We start from the raw sequence: 24491 nt of genomic DNA on the forward strand, positions 1-24491 counted from the left end.
AAATTCTGTAAGGAACAGAACGGCCGGACTAAAGTCCTTTCTACCGTGTAAAAAAAGAAGGGAAATATGATTCCCCTTCTTTCCAGTATATGCGATTAAAGCACGCTTGCGTGTCCTCTGTACACCGCTCCGCGGGCAGAGTCGACCGTAATGTCGTCGCCATCTGTCAAAATCGAAGTCGCGTTTTCTAATCCGACGATGACAGGGATGCCGAGGCTTAAGCCTACGACTGCCGCATGGCTTGTCAACCCGCCTTCTTCAGTAATCAGGGCAGACGCTTTTTCAAGGGAAGCCATCATATCGCGGTCAGTGCTTTTCGTGACCAAAACAGCGCCCTCTTTCATTTTTTCGGCCGCTTCATTCGCATTCTGAGCCGTGACCACTTCTCCGTATGCTGATTTGCGTCCGATCCCCTGGCCTTTTGCGATCACATCGCCGACAACATACACTTTCATCAAGTTCGTTGTACCAGCTTCACCGACAGCGCCGGCCGTAATAACGATCAAATCGCCGTGGTGAACGATGCCGCTGTCAAGCGACTTCTGCACGGCATTTTCGAGCATTTCGTCCGTTGTGCTGTGATTTTGTCCGCTTTTTGCGAAAACGCCGAATACAAGGGACAGCTTTCTCGATACGGAGTCATTGACCGTAACCGCTACAATCGGCGCTTTTGGACGGTATTTGGAGATCATTCTCGCCGTATGGCCGCTTTCGGTCGGCGCCACGATCGCAGAAACGTCCAAATTGATTGCCGTATGTGCAACAGACTGTCCGATGGCGTCCGTAATCGACATGCCTACCTGCTTGCTTCTCGCAGACAGGATTTTTTTATGGTTGAGCGCCTGTTCAGAACGGGATGCAATATTGTGCATCGTTTGAACGGCTTCAACCGGATAGTTTCCGGCTGCGGTTTCCCCGGAAAGCATGATCGCGTCAGTTCCGTCAAAAATCGCATTCGCAACATCGCTTGCTTCGGCCCGCGTCGGGCGCGGATTGCGCTGCATGCTGTCAAGCATCTGCGTAGCCGTAATAACAGGCTTGCCGAGCGCGTTGCATTTTTTAATCAGCTCTTTTTGAACGAGCGGAACCTCTTCCGCAGGGATCTCAACGCCTAAATCTCCGCGCGCAACCATCAGGCCGTCTGACACTTCAAGGATGCGGTCAATGTTATCGACGCCTTCCTGATTTTCGATTTTTGGAATGATTTGAATATCCGCCGCATTGTGCTCTTCCAGCAATTCGCGGATTTCAAGAACGTCGGACGGACGGCGCACAAAGGATGCGGCGATAAAATCAACGCCCTGTTCAATGCCGAACACGATATCCTTCGCGTCTTTTTCCGTAATTCCCGGAAGGTTGACGCTGACACCCGGCACGTTGACGCCTTTTTTATTTTTTAATGTTCCGCTGTTCAGCACTTTCGTCAAGATTTCGCGCTTGTCTGCGTTCACCTCCAGAACTTCAAGGCCGATCAGTCCGTCATCAAGCAAAATCGTCGAACCCTTGGAAACGTCATGAACCAAACCTTCATACGTCACTGAAATTTTTTCGGCCGTTCCGATGACTTCATCCATTGAAACGATCAGTTCGGAGCCTGTGACAAGCTCGATTGCGCCGTTTTCCATTGTATGCGTACGGATTTCCGGCCCTTTTGTATCAAGAAGAATCCCGATATCTTTTCCAAGCTTGCTTGCTGCTTCACGGATATTTTTAATCCTTGCGCCGTGTTCTTCAAAATCTCCGTGGGAAAAGTTAAGGCGCGCTACGTTCATTCCCGCTTCCATCAGCTGGGTAAGCTTTTCAACGCTTTCACTGGCCGGGCCAATCGTACAAACTATTTTCGTCTTTCTCATTTGCTACTTCCTCCTCGGGTTATACACTAGATTGACAGTTCTTGAGACAGCCGGTACATGCTTTGATCAACGGTGTGCTTTTCATCAAGAATCTCGATAATATCATGATGCACAAGTTCGTTATTTTGAATACCGACGCAGCGGCCGCCTTTTCCTTCGAGCAGCAGCTCAACTGCAAATGCACCGAGCCGGCTTGCCAATACGCGGTCAGCAGCTGTCGGCGAACCTCCGCGCTGAATGTGACCAAGCACTGATACTCTAGTTTCGAGATTAGTGGCTTCTTCAATTCGTTTTCCGAATTCAACTCCGCTGCCGACGCCTTCGGCAACGATGATGATGCTGTGTTTCTTGCCGCGTTCGTGTCCTCTTTGCAGTCTGGCAAGGATTTCATCCATATCGTAATCTGCTTCAGGGATCAGAATGGATTCCGCTCCTCCGGCCAATCCTGACCACAGAGCGATATCTCCTGCATGACGGCCCATTACTTCAATCACATATGTACGTTCATGGGATGTTGCTGTATCTCTGATCTTGTCAATCGCATCAATAACGGTATTCAATGCCGTATCAAAGCCGATCGTCAAATCGGTTCCCGGAATGTCATTGTCGATCGTTCCCGGCACGCCCACACAAGGAAAGCCGTGCTCGGTCAACTTTTTGGCACCCATATATGAACCGTCGCCTCCGATGACAACTAATCCTTCTATCCCGTATTTTTTTAAATTCTCTATTCCTTTTTCCCGTCCTTCAACAGTTTTAAACTCAGGACACCTTGCCGTATAAAGCATCGTTCCCCCGCGGTGGATGATATCACCGACTGAACCGATTTCCAGCTTTTCTATCTTTCCGCTGATTAGACCTGAATACCCATTATAAATTCCGTAAACCTCTACGTTATGATAGATCGCTTTTCTGACAACCGCCCGAACAGCCGCATTCATTCCCGGGGAGTCCCCGCCGCTTGTCAATACTCCGATTCGCTTCATCTTTTTCACCTCGAAAACATATATAAATTACCTTACCATGTTCATTGCCGCAAAAACAATGAAAAGGGATGCAAATTTGCCCGAGTCCCTTGTAAACCTTATTTATTATACAATTAAACAAAAAGTTTTTAAATAAATTTTAAATAAACTCATGGAAAATTCGAGGTAATGACACAATCCTTTCACTTTCTATGCTGCACACAAAAAATAAACGTGAGCCAAAAGGCCTCACGTTTATTTATTTTATCCCAACATATTGGCTTTCAGTCGAAATTTTTCCAATTGATTTGTATTTCTCGTATCTCTGCTGGATGAGCTCGTTTTTATCCAGCTTCATCAGCGATTGAAGGGCCTGCTTTAACGTCTCGTCAATATATGCTGCCTGCTGCTTCACATCGCGGTGCGCTCCGCCTCTCACTTCTTTTATAACATGATCAATAATATCTAATTCTTTCAGGTCCGGAGCCGTGATTTTCATCGTTTCAGCCGCTTTTTTCGCAAGTCCTGAATCCTTCCACAAAATCGCTGCCGCTCCTTCCGGAGAAATCACCGAATATGTGGAGTTTTCCAGCATAAATAAACGGTTCGCTACGCCGAGAGCAAGCGCTCCCCCGCTGCCACCCTCACCGATGACGATCGAGATGACGGGTACGGAAAGTCCGGCCATTTCAAAAAGGTTTTTCGCAATGGCTTCGCTTTGTCCCCTTTCTTCAGCAGCTTTGCCCGGATAGGCACCCTTCGTATCAATAAAGCAGATGATCGGCCTGTTAAACTTGTCAGCCTGCTTCATGAGCCTGAGCGCTTTCCGGTATCCTTCAGGATGCGGCATGCCGAAATTGCGTCGGATGTTCTCTTTTGTATCCTTGCCGCGCTGGTGGCCGATCACCGTCACGGGCAGGCCGCGAAACTTGGCGATACCGCCTACAATCGCTTCATCATCACCGAAATAACGATCTCCGTGGCATTCGAAGAAATCGGTAAAGAGATGTTCTATATAGTCAAGCGTTGTCGGACGGTTCGGATGCCTTGCGATCTGCACCCTGTCCCATGCCTTCAGATTTGTGTAAATATCTTCTTCAAGTTTTTCAAGACGTGCTTCAAGCTTTGTTATTTCAGAGCTTAAATCCATATCTGAATCCTGCGTGAATTTTCTCAGTTCGGCAATCTTTTCACGCAGTTCGATTACCGGTTTTTCAAATTCTAATTCTCCAGCCACTCGAGATCACCTCCAGTTTGATGCATATTTAAAATGCTGCCGAGCGTTTTTTTCATGTCGGCTCTGTGAACGACGGCATCAAGCTGACCATGCTTGAGCAAAAATTCCGCGGTTTGAAAATCCTCAGGCAGCTCTTCGCGAATGGTCTGCTCGATGATCCTTCTGCCGGCAAAGCCGATCAGGGCGCCCGGTTCGGCAAGGTTGTAATCGCCAAGGGATGCAAAACTTGCCGAAACGCCGCCGGTTGTCGGATGCGTCATGACGGAAATGATCAAGCCGCCTTCTTCGCTGAACAGCTTTAAGGCCGAGCTTGTTTTCGCCATCTGCATCAAGCTGAGAAGGCCTTCCTGCATTCTCGCGCCGCCGGAAGCGGTAAAAATGATGAAAGGGATTTTCTCTTCCCTCGCTTTTTCAATCGCCAGCGTAATTTTTTCGCCTACGACAGACCCCATGCTCCCCATCCTGAATGACGAATCCATCACGGCAACGACAGCAGGGGCCCCGTCGATCGTGCCTTTTCCGGTGACAACCGCCTCATTTAAAGAGGTCTTCTCCCGGTCTTTTTCCAGCTTTTCCAAGTATCCCGGAAATCCCAGCGGATTTTCAGACACCATGTCCTGATTGAATTCTTCAAAGGACTGGTCATCAAGCAGGCTTTTGAAGCGCTGCTTCGCGTTCATTTTTAAATGGTGGCCGCAGTTCATGCAGACCCTTAAGTTTTTATCCAGCTCTTTTGTGAGCATGATTTTTTTGCAATCAGGGCATTTCGTCATAATGCCTTCAGGTACGTCCTGTTTCGCTTTCTCCGCGGGAACGGAAGCGTATTTTTTCTTCTTTTTGCTGAATATATCCTTTAACAAAAGATTACCTCCCTTTTCTGAAGGGTTTCCTCAATACATGCCTGTCCTAACTCTTAGACTAGAACATCACTATACCGAAACTATTGTACTTTTTTTGTCAAACGGTGTCATCCTCAATTCGACAATTTTTAATCGGCTATGGCGCAGCCCGCGTTTATGAGCTTTTGGACCGACAAACTGATATATAAGCCTTGAGAGCGGATACAAATGTCCGGAACAGCTTGGCCGAAAAAAATTTTTTCAAGAGCTGATTTCCCTCAGGAGCGTGTCCAAAAAGAGGAAAAAATCAATCAATTTATTCAAGAAACAGCGCGTGACAACTCGAGGAAAGTTCCGAGTGATCACGCGCTGATAAAAGCAAATGGCGGTGTGTTATTTTTCTTCGATAATCGCGAGTTTTCTTGTTTTTTCAGCGACTTCCTCAGGGTCTACGTCAATCCTTGCCACACCCGTTTCCATAGCTGCTTTCGCAACCGCTTTGGCAACGGCAGGGGCGACTCTCGGATCAAACGGAGCCGGAATGACGTATTCCGGGCGCAGCTCTTCGTCAGAAACAAGCGATGCGATCGCTTCGACGGCGGCAATTTTCATTTCTTCGTTAATGTGTGTCGCCCTTACGTCAAGCGCTCCGCGGAAAATGCCCGGGAATGCGAGTACATTGTTCACCTGGTTCGGGAAGTCCGAACGTCCGGTTCCTACAACGCTGGCTCCTGCTGCATGCGCTTCGTCCGGCATGATTTCCGGATTTGGATTTGCCATGGCGAAAATGATTGGCTGGTCTGCCATGCTTTCAACCATTTCTTTTGTCAGGGCGCCTTCGACGGAAACGCCGATAAAGACATCCGCTCCTTTAATCACGTCCTGAAGCGATCCTTCTATTCTGTTTTTGTTTGTGTATTTCGCCACTTCGGCTTTGACGGCGTTCATGCCGTTCGGACGGCCTTCGTAAATCGCGCCTTTCGTGTCGCACATGATGATGTCGCGGACGCCGAAATGATACAGAAGCTTGATGATTGCGATTCCGGCCGCACCGGCGCCGTTTGCTACCACTTTGACGGAAGACATTGATTTTCCTGACAGCTTCAAGGCGTTTACAAGCCCTGCGACTGTAACGATCGCTGTTCCGTGCTGATCATCATGGAAAACCGGGATTTTCGTTTCTTTTTTCAGGCGTTCTTCGATGACAAAGCAGTTCGGTGCTGCAATGTCCTCCAGATTGACCCCGCCGAAAGTCGGCTCAAGAAGCTTTACGGTTTCAACGATTTGATCAACGTCCGTTGTATTGAGACAGATCGGGAAAGCATCTACGCCTGCAAAGCTTTTAAAAAGAACCGCTTTACCTTCCATAACGGGAAGCGCAGCTTCTGGGCCGATATTTCCGAGGCCGAGTACAGCCGTTCCGTCGGATACAACTGCTACCATGTTTCCCTTCATTGTATAATCGTATACTTTACTGTTATCATCATAGATTGCTTTACAAGGCTCGGCGACGCCTGGAGAATAAGCGAGGCTTAAGTCTTCCGCATTTCGAACCTGAACTTTTGATTTTGACTCCAGTTTACCCTGGTTGACTTTATGCATGTGCAGCGCTTTTTCTTTCAATGACATGTTAACAAACACTCCTTCAAGGGAATTTTGCCTAAAATTTTGCTTCGTATACTGCTGTAAGATTCTTTTTGGACGAACAATAGAATCTTAAAAATGATAACACACTTCATGACTTTTTTAATCCTAAATGCTCACGAAATTGTTACCGCAGTACGACATTTTTTTCTCCGACGACGCTTTTCAGGCGGTACAGCACGGCGTGATCAGCTTTTATATTATAGCCTTCGGGAAGCTTCATCGTTTGCTTTTTCTTTTCGTAATAGATGCAGACCTGTGTATCCCCTTTGTGCTCACGTAAAATCGCGCTGATTTTTTCAAGGATCTCCTGGGAATGCTGATGTTCTTCAACCTTGATATAAACAGCAGGCTTTTTCTCCGTATGCAGCGCCTCAAGGAGAGAAGCCCTGGCGATGATAAGCTGGCGTTTTTCGTTCCTTGTTTCAAGCCGCCCTTCGGCGTAAAGCGTGACCCCTTCTTCCAATATCGGAGAAAGCCGTCTGAACTGTTCGGGAAACACGACCGCTTCCATCTCCCCGCTTTCATCGCTTAATTCGAGAAATGCCATCGTTTGCCCCGTTTTCGTCCGTATCGTTTTCATCTTTGTTACAAGAGCGCCGAGAGCGGCTTTCGTCCGGCTGTTTCCGGTCAGCTGAATGATCGGAAGGGCGCCAGCATGGTCCAGCATGGTGCGGTGGACGGTCAGCGGATGGTCTGAAAAGTAAATGCCGAGCGTCTCTTTTTCGCGGGCAAGCAGATCGACGAGCGGCATCTCTTCCGTTTTCGCATATTTCGGTTTGATGGTCAGCGCTTCATCGAGAAAAAATCCAAGCTGCTCACTGTCCCCCGCAAACAACTCGGCATGCTCCAGAGCGATGTCTACGGAAGCGAGCAGGGTGGCGCGGTTTTCCCCGAATTCATCCATCGCTCCGGCAAATATGAGAGCCTCTATCGTCTTGCGGTTGACGCTTTTTGCAGACGTCCTGACGCTAAAGTCAAACAGGTCCGCAAACGGCTTTTCCTTTCTCGCCCTGTATATTTCTTTTACGGCCGATATTCCGACGCCTTTCACGGCCCTTAAGCTGTAGCGGAGCGCTCCGTTTTCAACAGTGAACGGGTAGCCGCTTTTATTGATCGAAGGCCCCAGAACGCGAAGCCCTTTACCCTTTGCTTCATAGATGTACTCGGCGAGCTTTTCCTCATTGCCGATTGCACTCGTCAAAAGGCCGCACATAAAGTACAGGGGAAAATGGGCCTTCAAATAAGCGAGCTGGTAGCCGATCATGCTGTAGGCGACCGCATGGCTGCGGTTGAAGCCGTAATTGGCAAATTTGACGATCAGATCATATACCTCATTTGCCGATTTAACGGAATATCCTTTCTTCAGGCATCCATCTATAAAATGATTTCTCTCTGTATCGAGAATTTCCTTGTTTTTTTTGCCGACGGCCCGCCGCAAAAGGTCGGCTTCCCCCAATCTGAAGCCTGCCATTTTTGAGGCAATCATCATAATTTGTTCCTGATAGACGATGACGCCGTACGTATCTTTTAAAATGTCCTCAAGATCTTCGTGCGGATAGAAAACAGGCGCCTGACCGTGCTTTCTGCTGATAAACAGCGGGATATTTTCCATCGGGCCGGGCCGGTACAGGGCGTTGACGGCGACGATGTCCTCGAGGCTGTTCGGTTTGAGACGCTTTAACACATTTCTCATTCCGGCGGATTCGAGCTGAAAGATGCCTGTGGTGTCGCCCGCTGATAAAAGCTGAAATGTTTGTTCATCATCATACGGGATAGCGGAGAAATCGATCGTGATCCGCTCTTTTTTTTCGATCAGCGATTTGATTGACTCGATCAGCGTCAAATTGCGGAGGCCGAGAAAATCCATTTTGAGAAGGCCCAGATCTTCGAGGTGGCCCATTGAATATTGCGTTAAATACACCCCGTCATGACCTTCCTGTATCGGTACGATATTGGTGAGCGGCTCCTCGCTCAATACGACGCCTGCCGCATGAATGGAAGTGTGCCGGGGCAAACCTTCGATTTTCTGGGCCGTTTGAAATATGTCCTGCAGCCGCCTTGATTCATTAAGTCGCCTTGCGAGTTCAGGAGATAGCTCTTTCGCCTCTTTCAAGGTCACGCCCGGCTTTGACGGAATCAGCTTTGCCAGCTGGTCGGCTTCTTTCGGGCTGATGCCCATCACCCTTCCTGCATCCCTGAGCGCTGCTTTTGCGGCCAGTGTCCCGAATGTAATGATCTGGGCGACGTGCATAGCGCCGTATTTATTTTTCACATACTGAATGACTTCATCCCTTCTCGTATCCGGAAAATCGATGTCAATATCGGGCATCGTGACCCGCTCCGGATTTAAAAAGCGTTCAAACAGAAGCTTGTGCCTGATCGGATCGACATCTGTAATAAACAGCGTATAGGCGACAAGAGACCCTGCCGCAGATCCGCGGCCCGGGCCGGTGATGATGCCGTTTTCGTGTGCGAATTTCATAAAGTCCCAGACGATGAGGAAGTAGTCGCTGAACGCCATGTCTTTAATGACGGAAAGCTCGTATTCGAGCCTTTCGACGTATTTACGGGAAGGCGAGACAAACCGCTTGGAAAGTCCTTCAAAACAAAGCTCTGCTAAAAATTCATCCGCGTGTTTGCCGCCGGGAGCCGGATACTTCGGAAGACGCGTCTGGCCGAGGCTTAAATCGACGTGGCACCGATTTGCGATCTTGACGGTATTCTCGAGCGCATCCGGGTGATTCCGGTAAATATCCAGCATTTCACAGGCAGGCTTCAGATCAAGGTGCAGATCGCCTTGATCCTCAACCGATTCCCCGAGTTTCTCCCCAGCTTTAATCGCTTTTAAGCAGGTGTAAGCCGTAACATCCTCTTTTTCGATGTATCGCACATCTCCGGTGGCAGCAATTGGAATTCCCGCCTCCTGCGAAAGCTCCAGGATGCGCTCGGAAAGAAGCGGATCGGCCTTATACGGCTGGTAGGACAAATAGAAGTGCTCCTCGCCGAAAATCGCTTGATACCGGAGTGCGGCTTCTTTTGCCTTTTCGGTCTCCCCGCCTTTTAACAGCGTTTCAATATAACCCGTTTCGCCAGTTGTGAGCGCGATAATATCCTCATGATAGCTTTTCAGCCATTTTTCTTTTATGCCTGATTTTGATTTTGACTGCAGCACGCTGCTGATCTTCAGCAGATTTTGATATCCTTTATTCGTCTTAGCCAAAAGAACGAGCGGATATGCAAGCTGTTCTTTTTCATCTGTAAGAACTGAAGCGGTCAGCCCGATGATCGGCTTAATCCCGCGTTTTTTGCATGCTTTATAAAACTCAACCGCCCCGTACATGACCTCATCGTCCGTCAGGGCCATCGCGCCGTATCCGAGCGCTTCGGCCTTGGCAGCGAGATCCTCCACAGAGGCGGCGCTGCTTAATAAACTGTAGCCGCTATGTACTTGCAGGTGAACAAAAGGCATTCTGTCACCCCTTCCTTTTCGAGCAATCTCCTTTCATTATATGATGTGAATGAATTAGAAACAAATGTTCTTTCTCCCCGTATCATTCATACTTGTCTTACATTGTCCATATAGTGTTAAAAGGTGAGGTGATCGAAATGGACCCGGAACAGCCTTTTTTTCCAAACTTTATCAGCTGCTACTTTATCGCGCTCGGCGTTCTTCTCGGCGGTGCATTAATCGGCGGAATCGGCGCTTATTTGTCAGGCCAGCCGCCTTTAACGATTATTACGAGTCTTGCAAACCGTCTTAAGATCTGGGCATTGGTGGCCGCAATCGGCGGTACGTTCGATGCGGTCTACAGCTTTGAACGAGGCATCATCGAAGGCAATACGAGAGACATCGTGAAGCAGCTTCTTCTGATCCTTTCGGCAATGGGAGGAGCGCAGACGGGATTTCTGATCATCAACTGGCTCACACAGGAGCATATTTCATCATGAGGGTCCCTCCTTATCATAAAAAGCCGGGCTGGCAGCGTTTTTTCGCGGGAATCATGTGCGGAGCAGTAATCAGCTGGCTCGTATTCCTGTTTACGTACGGCACATTCCAGGAGAAACAGGTTATCATGATACGCCAGCAGAAGGAACGAATCACGGATTTGAATAAACAAATCGACATTTACCGGGAGGATCTCCATAAACTGAATGAAGACAACAAAAGAAAGCTGTTGATCCAAAGCGTTGACGTCAAGCTTGTAAACGCCAAGCAATACAAGCTGTCCCAGCCTGACCAGATGAATGTTGAAGAGAATATTAAAGATAATATTTCCGACGTCATTACGAAGGACATCGAAAGTGTTTACAGAACGAGGGAGCTTCTGAAACGGACGATTGAAAACAAAGTGTACACGATCAACGATAAAACCTACAAAGCAAAGGTTACGGAGCTGACGATTTATACGAGGCTTTCCGTCGAGATCAAAATTTCTTTTTCCGAATAAAAATATGGATTTTTTTTAACTATTTAAAGACTTTCGTCGCTTTTTTCCATTTTTTATTTTAAACTGTCATTACATGATATGATGACAATCGAAAAAGGGAGGAAAGCAGAATGTACATTTACAGTTACCATCAGCTGGCAAGAGATAAAGTCAACCGGATTAAGCTGGGCTATTCGGCTTATGCGGAAACTGATATTCTCGCGTCCCTTATCAAAAAAGAATTAAAGGCACAAAACATCAGCGTATATGAAGATGTGACGGATTTCGGATCTTGGTTTATACCCGAATAGGCGAAATCACGGAGGGCCGCCCGCATGATGAACACGCATGAAAACCGGCGATGTGCGTTGTTTTGTTTGTCTGCAAATGCAAACGCTACCATTCAGACAGCACAAAAAAAGAGGGTATCCCCTCTTATTTTTGTTCTTTACATATGTGCTCCAAGTCGGCAATGACGCGTTCGGCATCTTTCCAGTCGTAAATGGAAGCGCCGGCCGCCAGAGGATGGCCTCCGCCGTTGTATTTTTTCGCGACTTCATTTACAATCGGCCCCTTCGACCGCAGCCTTACCCTGATTTGATCGGCCTCCTCGACGAAAAACACCCATGCCTTAATTCCGGAAATATTGCCAAGCGTGCTGACGAGCTGCGATGCTTCAGACGGCGTAATATTGTACTGCTTTAATATGTCTTCTGTAATGTGCACAGAGGCAACGCCGTTTTCCGTCAATGAAACATTTTGATAAATGTATCCGTTCAGCCTCACAACATTCAGCTTTGTCTCATACAATTGATTAAAAAGTTCCTGAGACGAGAAAGGATATTCGATGAGCTCGCTCGCATATTTCAATGTCTTCTTGGTCGTGTTCGGAAACAGAAAACGCCCTGTATCGCCGACGATGCCTGCATAAATCAGCTCGGCCCCTTTGACCGGAAGCTTCCATCCCGCTTCTTTCCCGGCCAAATACAATTCATAAATCATTTCGCTCGTTGAGCTTGCATCCGTATCGACCCAGATCAGATCGCCGTACCGGTCTTCGTTCGGATGGTGGTCGATTTTAATCAGCTTTGCGCCCATATTGTAGCGGGAGTCTGAAATTCTTTCCTGATTTGCCGTATCGCAAACGATGACAAGGGCATTTTCGTAGACGGAGTCTTCGATTGTTTCCGGCGTATATAAAAATGACAAAGACGGCTCTGGCGTCCCCACCGCAAAAATATTTTTTTCGGGATAGGTTGCTTTCAAGATTTCCGTAAGGCCGCACTGGGATCCGTAGGCATCAGGATCAGGCCTCACATGTCTATGTATAATGATAGTGTCATATAATGATATGGTTCTGATGATTTCTTTTTTCATGCCGTGCCCCTTCTTTACATTTATTTTTAACCATTAAATCATAAACTGTAGTTGGTGGAAAGTGAAAGTCATGACTTTTTATTGTAGAAAGCAAACCCGTTTATGTATACAATGGGTTTGTAAAACTTACAATGGAGGATGTCGAATATGCCGTTTTTTGTTTTTTTCATTGTGGTTTCAGCGATTGTTTATGTGTATTACAAGATTCAATATGTAAGAACAAAAAGGGCCCTTTTGAAAGAATACCTGTCCGCTAAATCGAGCATGTCTTTAGGCCTTTTTATTATGTTCTTCGGACTGAATCAGCTCTTTTTAAACAGGGGCGCTTTAAGCGCTGCCATCGGGGTCGTTTTCGTTCTGACCGGAATCGGAAGCATGTGGGCCGGATACAGGGCTTATAAACATTATGTCCCTTTGCTCGCAAAGGAAAACGAGAGGGAAAACGCTTGAGCGGCATCCGGCCGGATCCCTTTAGCTTCTTTCCATGAGCTGTACCATCATCATCGCTTTGCCGACGAGAGCTCCCTGATGAAAAACTTCAATATCCATTTTTCCGAACTTTCTTCCCGCTTCCAGGATGTGCGGCTTAATCTCAAGGACAGACTCCATTTGCACGGGCTTTAAAAAATAAATCGTCATGCTTTCGATGACAAGATCACCCTTTTTGCGCGACCGCAAAACGCGGTTTGCCGCTTCGGTCAATATTGTCGTGAATACACCGTATGAGATCGTTCCCAAATGGTTTGTCATCTGCGGTGTGACCTCATATTGATAAACGGGGGAAGGATTCTGCTTGTCAATGTCTGATTCCTTGAATCCGCCTGTGACGATATCATCGAGTTTTTCACCGACTTGCGGCTGTTTTTGAATCATTTGCAGCGCTTTTAGCACATCCTGCCTGCTGATCATGCCGATCAGCTTCTGCCGCTCGTCTACCACCGGCAGCACTTCGATTCCTTCCCAGACCATCATCTGCGCTGCCGAGGCTACGGACGTTTTGCCGACGACCGTAATCGGATTTTTCGTCATGACTTTCTCGATAAGCACGGAGCGGTCATATCCTGCAACATCCTTTGACGTCAAAATGCCGTGGATTTTCATCTGGTCGTCAACGACCGGAAAGCGCCCGTGGCCCGTTTCAAAATTCTTTTCGTACCATCTTTCGAGCCTTTCATGAGGGGATAAGCAGACTGTTTTTTCAAGCGGGGTCAATATATCTTCAACAAGCACAACCTCTTTTTTAATGAGCTGATCGTAGATCGCCCTGTTGATCATGGCTGCGACGGTAAAGGTGTCATAGCTCGTCGACATGACCGGAAGCTCAAGCCTGTCGGCAAGCTCAAGGATCGACGGTTCGGTATCAAACCCGCCCGTTACCAAAACAGCGGCGCCGGCTTCAAGCGCCTGGCGGTGCGCATCGATCCGGTTCCCGACGATCAAAAGGTTGCCGGCTCCGGTGTATCTCATCATCGCATCGAGCTCCATCGCTCCGATGACGAACTTATTCAGCGTTTTATGAAGCCCTGCTTTGCCGCCGAGTACGTGTCCGTCGATGACGTTGACCACTTCGGCGTATGTCAGCTTTTCAATATTTTCTTTTTTCTTCTGCTCGATCCTGATCGTCCCGACCCTCTCGATCGTGCTGACGAAGCCTTTGTTTTCCGCTTCTTTGATCGCTCTGTAAGCCGTCCCTTCGCTCACTTTCATTTCTTTGGCAATCCGCCTGACGGAAATTTTTTCACCGACGGACAAGGAATCAATATATTTTAAGATCTGTTCGTGTTTTGTCGCCAATCGTTTCACCTTCATCCTCTGACTGCAAGATATGGTTTTATTATAAATGCTTGGACGTTTTTGCCGCAATCCGGCCCGCGCAAAATAAAAATACGCTATTCATGGGCCCATGGCCGCCGTCATCTACGCTTCATCAGCTCCAGCGCCTTCTTTAGCCAGTTGCAATAGCCATTTTCCCGTTCGAGCGCCCTCGTCAGGACAAGGTAGTGGCCAAAGTGCGGGGACTGAAAGGAAATCTCCGGTCCGGCTTCCTGTTTCAGCTTTTCAAGCCTTTCCTTTAAAAAAGCGGCCTTCTGCTTCCGTTTGGCGAGCTGGTCGGCAAAAAGGCCTTCTGCTTCACCAGGCTCCATCGCCGAAATGAAATAGGCTTTCAGCATAAATTCATCTTTCACCGTGTTAGGAACCGGCTGATATGCCGTCAGCCATTCATGAAGCTCCCGTTTTCCGGCGGCTGTTATGGAATATACCTTTTTTTCCAATTTCGCCCCTTGTATAACCGTTTCAAATTCGATGAACCCCTCATCTGTAAGCTTTTTCAGCTCGGGGTAAATCTGGCTGTGCTTCGCGCTCCAGAATTGGCCAAGTTCTGCTTTAAAATGGCTCGTCATATCATAGCCGCTCAGACTGCCTTTATCCAAGAGACCCAAAATTGCGTATTTCAGTACCCTCATGTTTATCCTCCAAAGTATATCGTGATGATATTATATCATGCTGCACATGTTTTGATTTACATACAAAAAAGGAGCCCGATCAAGGGGCCCCATGCTGCCTTCATGATTTCAATTCGATCGATTCGCCGACTTCCAGCACTTTCCCGACGCCGCCCGGCAGGCTGTCGGCAAAGGCGTACGGATCCTGTTCGATGACCGGGAACGTCGAGTAATGAACGGGAACAACCTGTTTGGCTCTAAGCCATTCCGCAGCCAGTTTTGCATCTTCAGGTCCCATTGTAAAATTGTCGCCGATCGGCAAGAATGCGAGGTCGATGTGGTTTAACTCGCCGATGAGCTTCATATCTGAAAACAGACCCGTGTCTCCCGCATGAAAAATCGTTTTACCTTCAACAGTCAGCAAGATCCCCGCCGGCATTCCGGTATAAACGATTTTTTGATTGTCTTCTTCCGTATAAGCGGAGCCGTGGAATGCCTGTGTCAGCTTCACTTTTCCAAAATCAAACTGGTGCGAACCGCCGATGTGCATCGGATGTACATTCAAGCCTTTCCATCCGAGGTAAACCGCAAGCTCGTTCGGAGCGACGACAAGCGCGTCGTTTCGCTTGGCGATTTCCACGGTGTCGCCGACATGGTCGCTGTGGCCGTGCGTCAGCAGGATGGCGTCTGCTTTAACATTTTCAGGTTTTAAGTCTGTTAAAGGATTGCCGGAAAGAAACGGATCAAAAATTAAATGGTGATTTTCTGTTTCAACTGTAATGACCGAATGACCATGGTATGTCACTTTCATCATATCCACCCCAATTTCATGTTTTTTATGAAACAAAACTTTTTTAGTGAGAGTGACGGTTAATCACGTTCAGGCCGCCTGTTGCTTCAATAACCGTTCCCGTGATGTAGTCCGAATTTTCGTCACAGAGGAATGCAATGATCCTTGCGATGTCTTCTCCGGTTCCCGATCTGCCAATCGGCGTTTCCCGATCAAGGGAAGCACGGGCGTCTGTGATCGAGGATTCTTTCATGTCCCCGACGATGTTGCCCGGACAGACCATGTTTGCTGTAATGCCTGAGCCCGCTTCTTCGATGGCGATCGTTTTGGTAAGGGAGGCAAGTCCGACTTTCGCCGCTCCAAAAGCTGAACGGTGCAGCCAGCCCGGAGCATGGTCAGCCCCTTGAAATCCGTATGTGATGATGCGTCCAAACTGCTGGCGTCTCATGACCGGAACGACCGCTTTAAACAGATGGAAGACGGCGCTCAAATTTCCTTCAAGCATCTCATACCATTCATCATCAGTATAATCGGCAAGCTTCTTCCGCTCAAATATGTATGGGCCGGCATTGTTAATCAGCAGATCGATTGTTCCGAACCGCTCGAGAGCCGCATTCACCATGTGATGCAAATCTTCCTTTTTCGTGACATCTCCCTTTACAAACTGCAATCGGTCAAGGCAAGACCGCCATTCGGTTTTCAGGCGCTTGACAGCTTCTTCATCCCGTCTGTAGTTCACCGTCACGGAATATCCTTTTTCGAGCAGCGCTTCTGTCACTTTACGCCCTAAACCTTTTGAGCCGGCTGTAATTAACGCATGGCGCACATCTTTCCCTCCCAAGCATTGGTTCTCTGTATTCACCATCATTGGCATGATATTCTTTTCTATCTATACTTTACTACAAAATCGGGAGGATATCACATGTTGAGCACCGGCAATTTTTGCAATATCATAATAACAAAACTGAAGCCATCAGGCTCCAGCTTTATCGAAAGGGTTCTATTGTTCGTCTTGATCAGACGGCTGTTCGGCATCATAACTCACAAAGCCGCTGAAATAAGCATCAGATATTTGCTGGACGGTTTCCTTTTCCCCGTCAGCATCGTACATGTAAGCCTGTTTTAGCTTATCCTGCTTCATTCCCACACCCCTCTTTTCGATTCATACGTGTAGTTTGCGTCTGAGCTTTCTCAGTTATGAATCGAATCGCGAAGTGTTAAAAATTGTTCAATTTTTGCTTTGCTTTCTGCAGGGCTTCCTCAACCTTTTTGAAGCCGGTGCCGCCTTCGCTCATCCTTTTTTCGACGGCATGGTGCGGATCGAGCACGACATATACGTCCTCTTCAAACAGGCCGCTCGCCTTTTGGAATTCTTCAAACGGAAGGCCGCTGAGGTAAATCCCTTTTTCAATACACGTATAGACGAGCTTTCCGACGACTTCGTGCGCATCTCTGAACGGCATTCCTTTTTTTGCTAGATAATCGGCCAGCTCGGTTGCGTTTGAGAAGTCCTGCTCGGTTGCTTTTTTCATCATGTTTTGATTGACGGTCATTGTTTTGATCATGCCGGCGAAGATCTCCAGGCTTCCTTCTACCGTTTTGACCGTGTCAAACATGCCTTCTTTATCTTCCTGCAAATCTTTATTGTAAGCTAAAGGAAGGCCTTTCATAATCGTTAACAGGCCGATCAGACTGCCGTACACGCGTCCGGTTTTTCCGCGGATCAATTCCGCCATGTCCGGATTTTTCTTTTGCGGCATCATGCTGCTGCCTGTCGCGTATGTGTCATCAAGCTCGATAAACTTAAATTCCTGTGAACACCAAAGGATGATTTCTTCAGAAAAACGCGACAGATGCATCATCAGAATGCTGCTTGCGCTTAAAAATTCAAGGATGAAATCCCTGTCGCTGACGCCGTCAAGGCTGTTTTCATAAATCGAATCAAATCCGAGCAGCTCTGCGGAATATTCGCGGTCGATCGGAAAAGTCGTCCCCGCGAGCGCCCCGCATCCGAGCGGTGATGTATTGATCCGCTTCAGCGAATCGCGGTAGCGCTCTTTATCGCGTTCAAGCATCCAAAAATAAGCGAGCAGATGATGGGCGAACGAAATCGGCTGTGCCCGCTGCAAATGCGTGTAGCCGGGCAAAATCGTCCCGACGTGTTCTTCCGCTTTTTCGACGAGCACGCCTTGAAAAGCCGCGATCAAATCGAGGATGTGTTCGGTGTGCTCCTTTAAATAAAGGTGCATGTCGGTTGCAACCTGGTCGTTTCGGCTTCTCGCCGTATGAAGCTTGCCGCCGAGCGGTCCGATTTCATCGATGAGCATCTTTTCAATATTTAAATGAATGTCCTCATAATCGACGGAAAAATCGAGCTCGTTTTTTTCGGCTTTATGCCAAAGAGATGTGAGGCCTTCTTTTATTTTTTCCGCTTCCTCCTCTGTCAATATGCCGCACTTTTTCAGCATGGAAGCATGGGCGAGTGACCCTGAGATATCTTCTTTTACAAGCGTTTTGTCAAAGTGGATCGATGCTCCGAACTCATCGACCCATTTTTCCGGTGTTTTTTGGAACCGGCCTCCCCAAAGCTTTTTCATGCTTTAACCTTCTCCTTCTGTTTGACGATACTGTTTACTTTTGTCGGCAGCCCCCACAGTTCGATAAAACCGACTGCCGCGTGATGGTCAAATGCATCGTCTTTTGTGTATGTCGCCAATTTTTCGTCGTAAAGGGAATAATCGGATTTTCGGCCTTCCACGATTGCATGGCCTTTAAACAGCTTGACGCGGACGACGCCTGTTACGTGCTTTTGCGTTTCCTTCAGGAAAGCGGAAAGGGCGTCTTTCAGCGGTGAAAACCAAAGGCCGTTGTAAATGACTTCAGCCATTTTTTGTTCGACCAGCGGCTTAAAGTGGGCGACTTCTTTCACCAATGTCAGATCTTCAAGCTCTTTGTGCGCTTTCAACAGCGTCACGGCTCCCGGGCATTCATAAACTTCGCGGGACTTGATGCCGACCAGGCGGTTCTCAACATGGTCGATCCGGCCGACGCCGTGTTCCCCCGCCAACTCGTTCAGCTTTAAAATCAAATCCGAGAGGGTATAAGACACACCGTCAATCGATACCGGAACGCCTTGTTCAAAAGCAATTTCGACAACAGCCGGCACATCAGGCGTTTTTTCAAGCGGCTTTGTTAAGTCATACGCTCCTTCAGGCGGCGCTGCCCAAGGGTCTTCAAGGATGCCGCATTCATTGCTTCTGCCCCACAGGTTTTGGTCGATTGAATACGGACTGTCTAAATTGATCGGAATCGGAATGCCGTGCTTTTCCGCGTATGCGATCTCTTCGTCCCGCGACCATTTCCATTCGCGTACGGGAGCGAGAACCTCGAGATTCGGGTTCAGCGATTTAATGGAAACTTCAAAGCGGACCTGGTCATTTCCTTTGCCGGTGCATCCGTGAGCGACGGCGACTGCGTTTTCTTTTTCGGCGACTTCTACAAGCTTCTTGGCGATCAGCGGTCTTGAAAGGGCTGACACCAGCGGGTATTTGCCTTCATACATCGTGTGGGCCTGCAGGGCGACCAGCGCAAACTCCCGGGCAAACTCTTCTTTTGCATCAATCATGTAAGAATTGACTGCACCCACTTGAAGCGCCTTTTGCTGAACAAACGCGAGATCCTTGCCTTCGCCGACGTCAAGGCAGCAGGCAACAACATCGTACCCCTGCTCTTGCAGCCATTTTATCGCAACAGAAGTATCAAGACCTCCTGAATATGCTAAAACCACTTTTTTCTTTTCCGTCATTTTGAAAAACTCCCCTCACATCGGTGTCTTTTGTATAAAAATAAATTTTATTTAATAAAAATACACTTAATATGTATACACTTTATCAAGGAAGTCTCGTTTTTTCAACCTTTTTATAAAAAAAACTTCATTCATTTTTTATGAATGAAGTTTCGTCAGTATTCAGCATATTCACCACAGGTTCTGTATGTCTTTTCTCAATTCCCTGATCACGTGGGCAAGCTCCGGAACAATCAGTTTTGCCATCGCAAGCTTGACCGCTCCGCTTGAGCCCGGTGTCGCAAATACGGCTTTGTTTTGAATGACGCCGGCTGATGCTCTGGAAAGAATCGCGCTTGATCCGATATCCTCGGTATAGCTCAGCATCCGGAAGATTTCTCCGAAGCCGGAAATCTCCTTCGAAAAAAGCGGTGCAATCGATTCGATCGTCACATCTCTCGCTGCAATGCCTGTCCCTCCGTTTAACAGTACCGCTTCAACGCGATCATCGCGGCATCCTTCAAGCACCGCCGCCTGAATCTCTTCCTTTTCGTCTTTCACGATCTCATAGGAAACAATTTCGTGGCCGGCATCTGTCAAAAACTCTTTCATCAGCCGGCCGCTTTTGTCCGTATCTTCCGTTCTTGTGTCGCTGACCGTGATCACCTTGCAGGACACGCAGTCGGGCGCTTCTTTTTTGTGTTCTTCGACACTCATATTACATCCGCCTCCTTTTTAGCGATCTTTTTCATTATAAAGGAGAAAGCTTTTTTGAAACATATAAAAAAACCTTCCCCCTGGCCTGGGGGGAAGGCTGTATTTAGTTTGCAAGTCTGACAACGTCTCTTGCAATCATGACTTCTTCGTTCGTCGGAACGATCAGCACTTTTACCGGAGAATGCGGATAGCTGATAAACGCTTCTTTGCCGCGGACATTATTTAAAGCAGGGTCCCAATACACGCCCATGAACTCAAGACCGCGAAGAACGCGTTCTCTTACTTCAACGCTGTTCTCACCGATGCCGGCAGTGAAAATGATCGCGTCAACGCCGCTCATTCTTGCTGCATAAGAGCCGATGTATTTATGGATGCGGCTTGCAAAGATTTGAAGAGCCGTTTCCGCGCGCTCATTGCCTTCTTTGGCAGCATCTTGAATATCGCGCAAATCGCTTGAGAAACCGGAAATCCCCAAGAGACCGCTCTTTTTATTAAGCGTGTTGACCACTTCGTCAACAGTCTGTCCCGTTTTCTCCATGATGAATGGGATCAGGGCAGGGTCGATGTTTCCGGACCGCGTTCCCATCGCCACGCCTGCAAGCGGAGTGAAGCCCATTGACGTGTCGATCGATTTGCCGCCTTCAACAGCAGCGATGCTTGCTCCGTTTCCTAAATGGCAGGAAATCAGGCGCAATTCCTCAAGCGGACGTCCGAGAAGCTCAGCAGCGCGCTCTGTTACGTACTTATGAGACGTACCGTGGAAACCGTATTTGCGAATGCCGTATTTTTCATAATATTCATAAGGCAGACTGTATAAATATGACTGTTCAGGCATCGTCTGATGGAAAGCCGTATCAAAAACGGCTACGGCCGGAACGTTTGGAAGAACTTCTTTAAACGCTTGGATTCCGACGATGTTAGCCGGATTGTGAAGCGGCGCCAAATCGGAAATTTCTTCAATTTCGCGAATCGTTTCGTCTGTAAGAAGAACCGAATCGTTGAACTTTTCGCCTCCGTGGACGACGCGGTGGCCGATGCCGTTGATTTCGTTTAAGTCTTTAATGATGCCGTATTCCGTCAGTTTGCCGAGCAGCATTTTTACCGCTACGGAATGATCCGGAATGTCTGTTGTTTCACTCTTTTTTTGATCGTCGAAAGAGATCGTAAAAATGCCGTTATCCAGCCCGATCCGTTCGACTAAACCTTTTGTTAATACTTTTTCGCTGGGCATTTCGAAAAGCTGAAATTTTAATGATGAGCTTCCAGCATTGATTGCGATAATTTTGGACATAAATGACGCTCCTTTTTACCTAGAGTCCGGTTATTTTATGTTCAACCCGGATCATAAAAAATATGTATAATTCGTTCATAGTAAATTCAAAAAATATCTGCCTTTTTCATTTAAACATTCAAAAGAATCCTTTTCAAGTACGATTCTGATTGTTAACGCTTTCAAAGAGATTTTATTATTTTCTGAAAATAAATATACAGCCAGAGAATCCCATCTCTGACTGTTTTAGCTTTTTTCCTGTTTAAACCAATTGTCAAGTTTTGCGGTCATCTTCAGCATCGCTTCTTTGTTGGAGAAGGACGGAAGTTCGGCAAGCAGCACATGTTTCGGCGCTTTTGCCCCTTCCCCCTGCTTTTGCAGCACAAGGATGCTTTTTGCGTGTGCTTCATCTTTAAATATCGAAAGCGGCAGCTGAAGGACTGCATTGATGTGCGCGGTGTCCTTTAAAAAGGTCCGGAGCTGTTCGCTTTGGCTGCTTTCAAACAAATGGTTCGGTATCATGAAAAATAAATATCCGCCCGGTTTTGTATATGTCAGGCTTTGTTCGATGAACAGATGATGCGAAAAAGAGTGGCCTTCATCGGCTTTCAGACGGAACGACCGCGCGCTTTCATCATCCGGATAATATCCGACGGGAAGATCGCAGATGACCGCATCGACAGGGTCCATAAAAACGGGCTGCAGGCTGTCCTGGTTGAACAATTCAATTTCTTTTCGCTGGAGATTCGCTTGAACGTAGGCGAGTTTGATCAGTACATCATCAATCTCGGAACCGAAGGCTTTGCCGGGTGTTTCCGCAAGCTGGTTCAATACGGCAAGCAGAAGGTTTCCTGTGCCGACTGCCGGATCGAAAAGGGTGAGTCCTTTTTTCCGGCCCATGAACTTATTGACGAGATATCCGATAAACAAACCGATCGTATCCGGAGTCATTTGCCGGTTCGGATGCGGGATATTTTTCAGCCCTTTGAGAATCGCAAGCTGAAAGGCTTTTCGTATAGATTCGTGGCTGCATCGAGAAAAATCCGCTTTTTCGATCAGCTCTTTCATCTTTTGTTCGCCCGCTTCTGTCAACGTGCGGCTTGCTTCTCCCAGAAAGTACGCTTCTCCGGCATCTGCCAACGCTTCTATGTATGGAATCTCCCGGTCGCGGGCGATGATGTTCGCTCCATCATCAAGCCATCCGTATATCGTTTCTACTTGGTTGTTTTGCATGCAATGTCTCTCCTTATGAAAATGTAAAGCCATGAAAAGAGCTCCGGGAGTTGTTCACCTGGAGCCCTTTCTAACGTACTTTTTACTTTGCAAGCGACTTTGCAGCTTCAATCGCTTTTTCGTAATCCGGATGATTTGTCGCTTCACTTACATACTCAGTGTAAACGACTTTTCCGTTTTCGTCTAAAACAAATACGGCGCGGGCGAGCAATCTCAGTTCCTTAATATAGACGCCGAATGCTTCCCCGAATGACATCTCCCGGTGATCTGACAATGTTTCCACATTTTCAATTCCGTTCGATCCGCACCAGCGCGCCTGCGCAAACGGAAGGTCCGCGCTGATCGTGTACACTTTCACTGAACCGAGGCTTGCGGCTTCTTCGTTAAAACGGCGGGTCTGTGCGTCGCAAACTCCCGTATCAATGGATGGTATAACTGAAATAATCGCAGGTGTGCCTTTGATGTCTTGAAGCGTCACTTCCTCCAGCGAATTGGAAAGCACCGTAAAATCAGGAGCTTGATCGCCGACGCGTACTTCGGAACCAACCAATGTTACAGGGTTTCCTTTAAATGTTATTGAAGCCATCATTATTCCTCCTTCACTTATGTATGACTCTACTATAAAAGAGTTTGAGCCAAACTGCAAAGCTTAAGTTTGAGACGAAAAAAAGTTAACTGCTTCTAAAAACAGTTAACTTTCAGAGCGTTGTTTTATAATGGCATATCTTTTTGATTCATTTTTTGTTTTTGCTTATCGTTTTTCTTAAATATTTGCTGGATCCGCTCGATCGTTTGCGGGGCTGAATCTAAAATCTTGTCAATGACGTGCGTGTTTTCATCCAAATGGAGGATTCTTACGCCTGATGTGCCGACAATCAAAAACGCAATCGGTGTGATCGATACACCTCCGCCGCTCCCTCCGCCAAACGGAAGCTTCGCTTCTTTTCGTTCCCGTTCACCGTCGCTTGCTTTCGATTCCGCAGGTTTCGCGCCGCTGAATTCGCTTCCGCCGGCGGCAAATCCAAAGCCTACTCTGGAGACGGTTAAAATGACACTGCCGTCAGGTGTTTCTACAGGATCTCCGATAATGGTATTAACATCGATCATTTCTTTTAAATTTTCCATGGCGGTTTTCATCAAACCTTGAATTGGATGTTCAGCCATACTCCATTCCTCCTATACAGATGAGTCTTTCTTTGTTGAACCTGACAGATGTTTCGGCAGCTTAAACAAGCCGCGCATGTTCCCTTTCCAATTAACCACGATTCTGAAAGCTGCGGTTATAGCATGTCCAACGCGAAAATGGAATATACATGTCAGGTGCGTTTTGGAGGACGGGCTGTTAAAAACGGGAATCACCTGATACTCAGGGCGACGGTCAAAACTTAAAAACCTGTCCAACATAGCCATCGAGGCGGATTTGACGGACCAGGCACCGCCCGTTGCAATACCGGTCAAAGCCGCGTCGGGAAGCCCGAGAACTGACGTCCACTCAAGCTTTGTTACATGTATGCGCTTCATGAATTTGCGGATGACCGGCTGAAGATTGCGGATTTGTTCGACAAGGTTTTTGATCTGCCGCATACTTTTGAGCACGTCTTTGAACCCGACTTTCCGCTTCTTTTTATCTTTGCTGACAGCAGTGCTCATCCGCTCCTTTACATCAATGGTCATATCTTTTTGATTGACCTTGATCATAGGGATTTCCCTTTTGATATGAAGGAGGCCGAAAAGCGTCCGAATCTTAACGGTCAGCCGGTCGTCGTCATGTGTATGAACATATTCGATTGAAACGCGGATTTTCATAAACCAAACAGCCGCAAGCAAAGATATGGCGGCTGCTATCCATATGTAAACCATGTTTTCACTTCCTCTTATACTAGGCATTATGGGATAAACGCAAAAAAA

The 24491-nt window shown here is 47.5% G+C and carries 24 protein-coding genes; 4 read left to right on the top strand and 20 right to left on the bottom strand.

Features of this window, described 5'->3' with window-relative positions; all coding sequences use genetic code 11:
* Positions 1-95: 95 nt before the first annotated feature.
* The 6 genes from pyk to dnaE all read right to left on the bottom strand — a co-directional run bounded on the left by pyk (position 96) and on the right by dnaE (position 10010).
* On the bottom strand, positions 96-1853 hold the full coding sequence (gene pyk, locus NSQ39_RS14180; RefSeq protein ID WP_046129661.1) for a pyruvate kinase: 1758 nt from the start codon (positions 1851-1853) through the stop codon (positions 96-98).
* A 26-nt stretch (positions 1854-1879) separates the two neighbouring features.
* The gene (pfkA, locus tag NSQ39_RS14185; RefSeq protein WP_046129662.1) at positions 1880-2839 is read right to left on the bottom strand and encodes a 6-phosphofructokinase; all 960 of its coding nucleotides are present in this window, start codon (positions 2837-2839) and stop codon (positions 1880-1882) included.
* Between the two features lie 238 nt (positions 2840-3077).
* A complete protein-coding gene (gene accA, locus NSQ39_RS14190) occupies positions 3078-4055 on the bottom strand; it encodes an acetyl-CoA carboxylase carboxyl transferase subunit alpha (protein WP_046129663.1) in 978 nt (325 codons plus the stop codon).
* Complete coding sequence (accD, locus tag NSQ39_RS14195) at positions 4040-4915, bottom strand: acetyl-CoA carboxylase, carboxyltransferase subunit beta (RefSeq protein ID WP_175076799.1); 876 nt, start codon at positions 4913-4915, stop codon at positions 4040-4042. The genes accA and accD overlap by 16 nt, the downstream gene beginning before the upstream one ends.
* A gap of 372 nt (positions 4916-5287) precedes the next feature.
* Positions 5288-6523: an NAD(P)-dependent malic enzyme gene (locus tag NSQ39_RS14200; RefSeq protein WP_175076800.1), complete on the bottom strand. Its 1236-nt coding sequence runs from the start codon at positions 6521-6523 to the stop codon at positions 5288-5290.
* Positions 6524-6665: 142 nt separating this feature from the next.
* On the bottom strand, positions 6666-10010 hold the full coding sequence (gene dnaE, locus NSQ39_RS14205) for a DNA polymerase III subunit alpha (protein ID WP_175076801.1): 3345 nt from the start codon (positions 10008-10010) through the stop codon (positions 6666-6668).
* 137 nt (positions 10011-10147) lie between these two features.
* On the opposite strand from dnaE, the gene NSQ39_RS14210 reads away from it, so the two are divergent.
* From NSQ39_RS14210 to NSQ39_RS14220, 3 genes are all read left to right on the top strand, one after another.
* Positions 10148-10489 (top strand): YtrH family sporulation protein, encoded by a 342-nt coding sequence (locus NSQ39_RS14210; protein WP_046129667.1) that lies wholly within the window; start codon positions 10148-10150, stop codon positions 10487-10489.
* Positions 10486-10989, top strand: a complete 504-nt coding sequence (gene ytrI / locus NSQ39_RS14215; RefSeq protein ID WP_046129668.1) for a sporulation membrane protein YtrI — start codon at positions 10486-10488, stop codon at positions 10987-10989. Before NSQ39_RS14210 ends, ytrI begins: the two co-directional genes overlap by 4 nt.
* 110 nt (positions 10990-11099) lie before the next feature.
* On the top strand, positions 11100-11279 hold the full coding sequence (locus NSQ39_RS14220) for a hypothetical protein (protein WP_046129669.1): 180 nt from the start codon (positions 11100-11102) through the stop codon (positions 11277-11279).
* A gap of 124 nt (positions 11280-11403) precedes the next feature.
* Here NSQ39_RS14220 and NSQ39_RS14225 read toward each other — a convergent pair whose 3' ends face one another.
* Positions 11404-12345 (bottom strand): DHH family phosphoesterase, encoded by a 942-nt coding sequence (locus NSQ39_RS14225; protein WP_175076802.1) that lies wholly within the window; start codon positions 12343-12345, stop codon positions 11404-11406.
* 147 nt (positions 12346-12492) lie between these two features.
* Here NSQ39_RS14225 and NSQ39_RS14230 point away from each other — a divergent pair, with 147 nt between their 5' ends.
* A complete protein-coding gene (locus NSQ39_RS14230; RefSeq protein ID WP_046129671.1) occupies positions 12493-12795 on the top strand; it encodes a YtpI family protein in 303 nt (100 codons plus the stop codon).
* Between the two features lie 21 nt (positions 12796-12816).
* Here the strand turns inward: NSQ39_RS14230 and NSQ39_RS14235 are convergent, their stop codons facing one another.
* From NSQ39_RS14235 to NSQ39_RS14295, 13 genes are all read right to left on the bottom strand, one after another.
* Positions 12817-14139 (bottom strand): CBS domain-containing protein, encoded by a 1323-nt coding sequence (locus NSQ39_RS14235; protein WP_175076803.1) that lies wholly within the window; start codon positions 14137-14139, stop codon positions 12817-12819.
* 119 nt (positions 14140-14258) lie between these two features.
* Positions 14259-14810 (bottom strand): PadR family transcriptional regulator, encoded by a 552-nt coding sequence (locus NSQ39_RS14240; protein WP_175076804.1) that lies wholly within the window; start codon positions 14808-14810, stop codon positions 14259-14261.
* A gap of 100 nt (positions 14811-14910) precedes the next feature.
* On the bottom strand, positions 14911-15600 hold the full coding sequence (locus NSQ39_RS14245) for a metal-dependent hydrolase (RefSeq protein WP_175076805.1): 690 nt from the start codon (positions 15598-15600) through the stop codon (positions 14911-14913).
* Between the two features lie 43 nt (positions 15601-15643).
* Positions 15644-16405 carry an SDR family oxidoreductase gene (locus tag NSQ39_RS14250; RefSeq protein WP_046129675.1) on the bottom strand — a complete coding sequence of 254 codons (762 nt, stop codon included), beginning with the start codon at positions 16403-16405 and terminating at the stop codon, positions 15644-15646.
* A gap of 174 nt (positions 16406-16579) precedes the next feature.
* A complete protein-coding gene (locus NSQ39_RS14255; RefSeq protein WP_164918170.1) occupies positions 16580-16720 on the bottom strand; it encodes a hypothetical protein in 141 nt (46 codons plus the stop codon).
* A gap of 76 nt (positions 16721-16796) precedes the next feature.
* Complete coding sequence (gene argH, locus NSQ39_RS14260) at positions 16797-18176, bottom strand: argininosuccinate lyase (RefSeq protein WP_341015574.1); 1380 nt, start codon at positions 18174-18176, stop codon at positions 16797-16799.
* Positions 18173-19384: an argininosuccinate synthase gene (locus NSQ39_RS14265; protein WP_046129677.1), complete on the bottom strand. Its 1212-nt coding sequence runs from the start codon at positions 19382-19384 to the stop codon at positions 18173-18175. Before NSQ39_RS14265 ends, argH begins: the two co-directional genes overlap by 4 nt.
* Positions 19385-19555: 171 nt before the next feature.
* A complete protein-coding gene (locus tag NSQ39_RS14270) occupies positions 19556-20080 on the bottom strand; it encodes a MogA/MoaB family molybdenum cofactor biosynthesis protein (RefSeq protein WP_046129678.1) in 525 nt (174 codons plus the stop codon).
* 103 nt (positions 20081-20183) lie between these two features.
* Positions 20184-21371: an acetate kinase gene (locus tag NSQ39_RS14275; RefSeq protein WP_046129679.1), complete on the bottom strand. Its 1188-nt coding sequence runs from the start codon at positions 21369-21371 to the stop codon at positions 20184-20186.
* Between the two features lie 225 nt (positions 21372-21596).
* Entirely contained in the window at positions 21597-22583 is a 987-nt protein-coding gene (locus tag NSQ39_RS14280) for a class I SAM-dependent methyltransferase (RefSeq protein ID WP_046129680.1), read from the bottom strand.
* An 82-nt stretch (positions 22584-22665) separates the two neighbouring features.
* Complete coding sequence (gene tpx / locus NSQ39_RS14285; RefSeq protein ID WP_046129681.1) at positions 22666-23169, bottom strand: thiol peroxidase; 504 nt, start codon at positions 23167-23169, stop codon at positions 22666-22668.
* 125 nt (positions 23170-23294) lie between these two features.
* A complete protein-coding gene (gene ytfJ, locus NSQ39_RS14290) occupies positions 23295-23747 on the bottom strand; it encodes a GerW family sporulation protein (RefSeq protein WP_046129682.1) in 453 nt (150 codons plus the stop codon).
* 12 nt (positions 23748-23759) lie between these two features.
* A complete protein-coding gene (locus tag NSQ39_RS14295; RefSeq protein ID WP_046129683.1) occupies positions 23760-24443 on the bottom strand; it encodes a DUF2953 domain-containing protein in 684 nt (227 codons plus the stop codon).
* Between the last annotated feature and the right edge of the window lie 48 nt (positions 24444-24491).

The organism is Bacillus sp. FSL W8-0848 (genome assembly GCF_038007805.1).
GTDB lineage: Bacteria > Bacillota > Bacilli > Bacillales > Bacillaceae > Bacillus > Bacillus glycinifermentans.